Here is a 3813-nt window from a genome sequence, read left to right as displayed (position 1 = left end):
TATATGACCAATATGCTCAAAAAAGAAGTAGAAATCCTATTTTATATTTTTAAACCTTTCACTACAACTATTCCGGCAAAGGATTGTTTAAATTGGGTTCATTGGGAAATGATAGCAGGGTATTTTTCCAAAAAACAACCTTTTCACACTACCAAAGCTAAAGTAAATAATAAAGGAGAAATATTAGTAGAAGTTCCTACTAAAAGACTTTTACAAATTAAGGATTTTACCCGTATTTTTGCTGTTTTTAAGATTATGGGAAGTGATGGAAAAGTAAAAGGAGCTTACTTAGAAAGTGGAAATTTTTTAACGTTGCTTCCTAATAATTCTCTTACACATATAGAAGAAAATTTTGCTCCTGTAAAAGTTCTTCTTGAAAAAGTGAATAATAAAGTTCTTAGACAAGATATTGGGGATAATAATACAAAATATTTTATACACAAAACAGGAAAAATACAATATATCAAAGGTTCAAGTAATAAATATGAGTATTATGTTGAAAAAAGATTAGATACATTTGAATTACTCTATACATTGGAGAAAAATCAATACGGAATGGTAAAAATCCCCGACTCAGGAATCGGTTTTAATAGATATGGAACTATTGATGCAGGAGGAACAGCTACAAATGAAGTGGTAGGAAAAGGAGATAGATACCTTTTACCAGATACAGCAGCCGCTTTATTTGGGATAATTAATGAAGTTGCTGAAAAAGGCTGGGAGATTCACTTAGGAGATATGTCTTCTGAAAATGGTAGCGACCCTTGGCAAAAAGGTTCTTTTCATCACGCAGGGCACGGACACCTTGGCAGAAGAAAAGGGTTGGATGTTGATTTTAGGTATTTAAATAATTCTGGTGTTAGTTATCAAGGAACACATAGTAGTAGTGCTTTTGACAAAAACAAAAATAAAACAATTTTTCAATTGGCTTATAAATATGGTTTCAGAAAGAACTATTGTACCAACGCTTTTTCTGTATTTGGCGAAAAAATACTTGGAGTAGTAGATGTAGGAAATCACGCTGACCACGGGCATTTAGGTTTGACAAATATTGATTTACAAACTATAACAGAAAATAATATTTCAAACATAAAAATCATTAACTAATGAAAACGATTATTTATCCTTTATCTTTACTATTGCTATGTTCTTGTAATTTTAAAAAATTAAAATCAGAGAGCAATAATTTAGAATCAGAAAAGCAAATTTCTGGAAAAACGATTGATTTAAAGAATATTGAAAACTATTTTAAAATTCCTTTAAATGATTATAATCTTTACATCGGAGAAATGTATTCAGTGAATGAAAATCTTTCCGAAGATTATAAAATTCAATACAAAAATGATACTATTTGGATTTTCAAAAACTTTTTGGAATCGGACACTTTTGACGGCAAAAATATAATTTTTGATAAAAATATTTCTCCTGAAAATGTGAATGTTAAATATGTTATTTCTTATTTTTTCAATGGTACAGAAAAAGCAAATCAATATATTGATACCGATATTTCTTTGAGCTATAAGTTAGTAGATTTTGTTTTTCCACATTTTGAAGAAGTAAAAAAAGATAGTTTATTAACAAAGAAAATAGCCGAAAAGCAACCTCAAATAACTGAGAAAATTTATACCAATTATATAGATTACTATAACCAATTTTCTGAAAACGAACTAAAAAACTGCTGTCCTTCCGATTTTCAAGACTTTAACAAATTGAAAAAAATAGACAAAAAGAATATCAAAAACATTGATATTGAAGAAGATTTGAAAACTTATTTAGCATATAGTTCCATTATTTTAGAATTAGTTGATGATAAAAAGAAAAATGTTATTGTTCTTTCAAATAAAACAAGAGACTTTGACGAAACAACAAAAGGAAATGTAATAAAATGAGAACAAAATATTTTTTAGTAAGCTGTATATTTTTTATATTATTTTCTTGTAATGCACAAGAAAAGCAAAATGATGATATAGTAAAATACTTCCATAAAGAAGAAAAAATAAGTTTTGATGTAGATGACAAAATAATATTATCATTTTATCTTATTCCCAATGTGGGGGAGTTTACAATTTATTATATACCAAAGCTAAAATCAGATATTGATTATTTTAAGAATTTTGAAAAAAATAATCAACTTAAACCATTATATAATGAATTGTATGATTATCATTATTTTTCAGATGCTGATAATGAGAAAATTGATAAGATACTGAAAGAAAAGATAAAAGATGAAAAAAAATGGGGAAGAATAGGAGTTTTTGTACCTATAAAATACATAGAAATAGATAGTGAAGAGGAATATAGTAAATCTTTTCCTTTTGTAAGGAAATATTATCAGAAGAAGAATGAAAAATGGGAGTTTCTGTTTGAAAAGAAGGTAAAAAATGCAGATGGGTCTATGTATTACCAATCCAAAGAGTATATAAATTCTCTTTTGCTACAAAAAAAGTAAGGCAAAAGTGAATGGTCGTACAAATGGGAAAAAATAGAGGAGGACGGTAAAAAATTTTTGAAATATCATCATCCCGATGCCTCAGATGATAAAATAAAGGAACACTTAAAGGAAACCAAAACTAAATACGATGCTTTGTATGATTTTTGGGCGGTACTCAAAGCAAAAGGTATTTTTAAAACGGATACTTTTTGGTATTTTGAGCCTTTTGGTTGGGTAGAGCAAATGAAGAGGGTGTTTGGTGTTTTGGATAAAAATATCATATATATTACCCGCAAATGGGAAAGGTGGACGGGAGAAAATGGAAGTAGTGCTACTTTTGGAACTTTTGTTTTTGATGATATCACAGGTTTTATTTGCGAACCTTATGGACCCGAAACAACAATAAGTAATCAAGATAAAAGAATTCCAGTAGGAACTTATAAATTGGTTTGGTATACTTCTGCTAACTTCCATAAAAAAAAATACAAGAAAAGAGTGTTGCAAAATGGTTTTCCCAATTTATACAATGAAAAAGTTCCTGTTAGTAGACATATTTTAATACACGCAGGAGTTGAAGGGAAAGATACCTTAGGATGTTTATTACCAGCTACCAATATAATTAAGGAAAAAGGCGTGATTGTAAAGACATCTAATAGTAGAAAAATGTTCTTTAAAATAATTGATAAAATAGAGGAAATAGGTATTGAAAATATCAAAATAATAATTAAGGATGAAATTAAATAGATTTTTAGCAATTTGTGTTATAGTATTAACCATATCTTTTACAAAAGCACAAGAAAAGTGCAATTACAAAGATATAATGTACACTATGATCCCCAATTCAAAGGAACAAAAATTCAAGAAAACAAATTTGGACATTCTCCAAATGGATATAACTCCGCTATTATTAAATAAAATGCCTTATATTGGCTTTATTGGAAAAAATAAGAAACGATTGGACATTCGTTTTAGTTCCATCCAAAAGATAAAAAGGGGAGGTTATATAGCAAAGGGAAATTCTTTGGTTAGTAATAATAAAAGAGATTTTGAAGGGGTAATAAGTATTGATACTATATTCTATTTTTCCAAATTATGCTATGGTTTAGAAGATGAGTATAAAGGGGATGTAAAAGCACAAGGGATTATTGTAGCCAATTACAAATTCAAAGAAGATGATAAATTAACAGCAACAGGAACATTTGAAGGTAAATTACTAATTAGATGGTACATTAATAGTAAAAATATTCTGTTATATGATGATATTGAAAGTTATTCTGACCCTTACTTTAACAATGCTTTTATAGGGACTTGGACGAGTTACAAAACAGGAAAAACTCAACAATGCAATTGGGGGCAAAGACGCATTCCTTGCTCTGGTGATT

Annotated in this window: 5 protein-coding genes; all 5 read left to right on the top strand. The window is 28.5% G+C overall.

The window, feature by feature from the left end; all coding sequences use genetic code 11:
* The coding region (locus OO775_RS13925; protein WP_264847831.1) for a hypothetical protein at positions 1–1107 on the top strand (1107 nt) is incomplete at its 5' end.
* Entirely contained in the window at positions 1107–1889 is a 783-nt protein-coding gene (locus OO775_RS13920; protein WP_264847830.1) for a hypothetical protein, read from the top strand. The genes OO775_RS13925 and OO775_RS13920, both read left to right, overlap by 1 nt.
* On the top strand, positions 1886–2449 hold the full coding sequence (locus tag OO775_RS13915; protein WP_264847829.1) for a hypothetical protein: 564 nt from the start codon (positions 1886–1888) through the stop codon (positions 2447–2449). Before OO775_RS13920 ends, OO775_RS13915 begins: the two co-directional genes overlap by 4 nt.
* A gap of 57 nt (positions 2450–2506) precedes the next feature.
* Positions 2507–3175 carry a DUF5675 family protein gene (locus OO775_RS13910; RefSeq protein WP_264847828.1) on the top strand — a complete coding sequence of 223 codons (669 nt, stop codon included), beginning with the start codon at positions 2507–2509 and terminating at the stop codon, positions 3173–3175.
* Positions 3176–3251: 76 nt separating this feature from the next.
* Positions 3252–3813, top strand: a 562-nt coding sequence (locus OO775_RS13905) for a hypothetical protein (protein ID WP_264847827.1), incomplete at its 3' end; no start/stop codon positions are given.

Source organism: Capnocytophaga catalasegens (assembly GCF_026005215.1).
Taxonomy (GTDB): domain Bacteria; phylum Bacteroidota; class Bacteroidia; order Flavobacteriales; family Flavobacteriaceae; genus Capnocytophaga; species Capnocytophaga catalasegens.
Note: the sequence above shows the minus strand (reverse complement) of the source record. Positions and strands in the feature narration are given on the sequence as shown.

Excerpts from the sequence above, each read along its gene's own strand:
- OO775_RS13920 (WP_264847830.1), top strand. The coding sequence starts at position 1,107 with ATGAAAACGATTATTTATCCTTTATCTTTACTATTGCTATGTTCTTGT.
- OO775_RS13915 (WP_264847829.1), top strand. The coding sequence starts at position 1,886 with ATGAGAACAAAATATTTTTTAGTAAGCTGTATATTTTTTATATTATTT.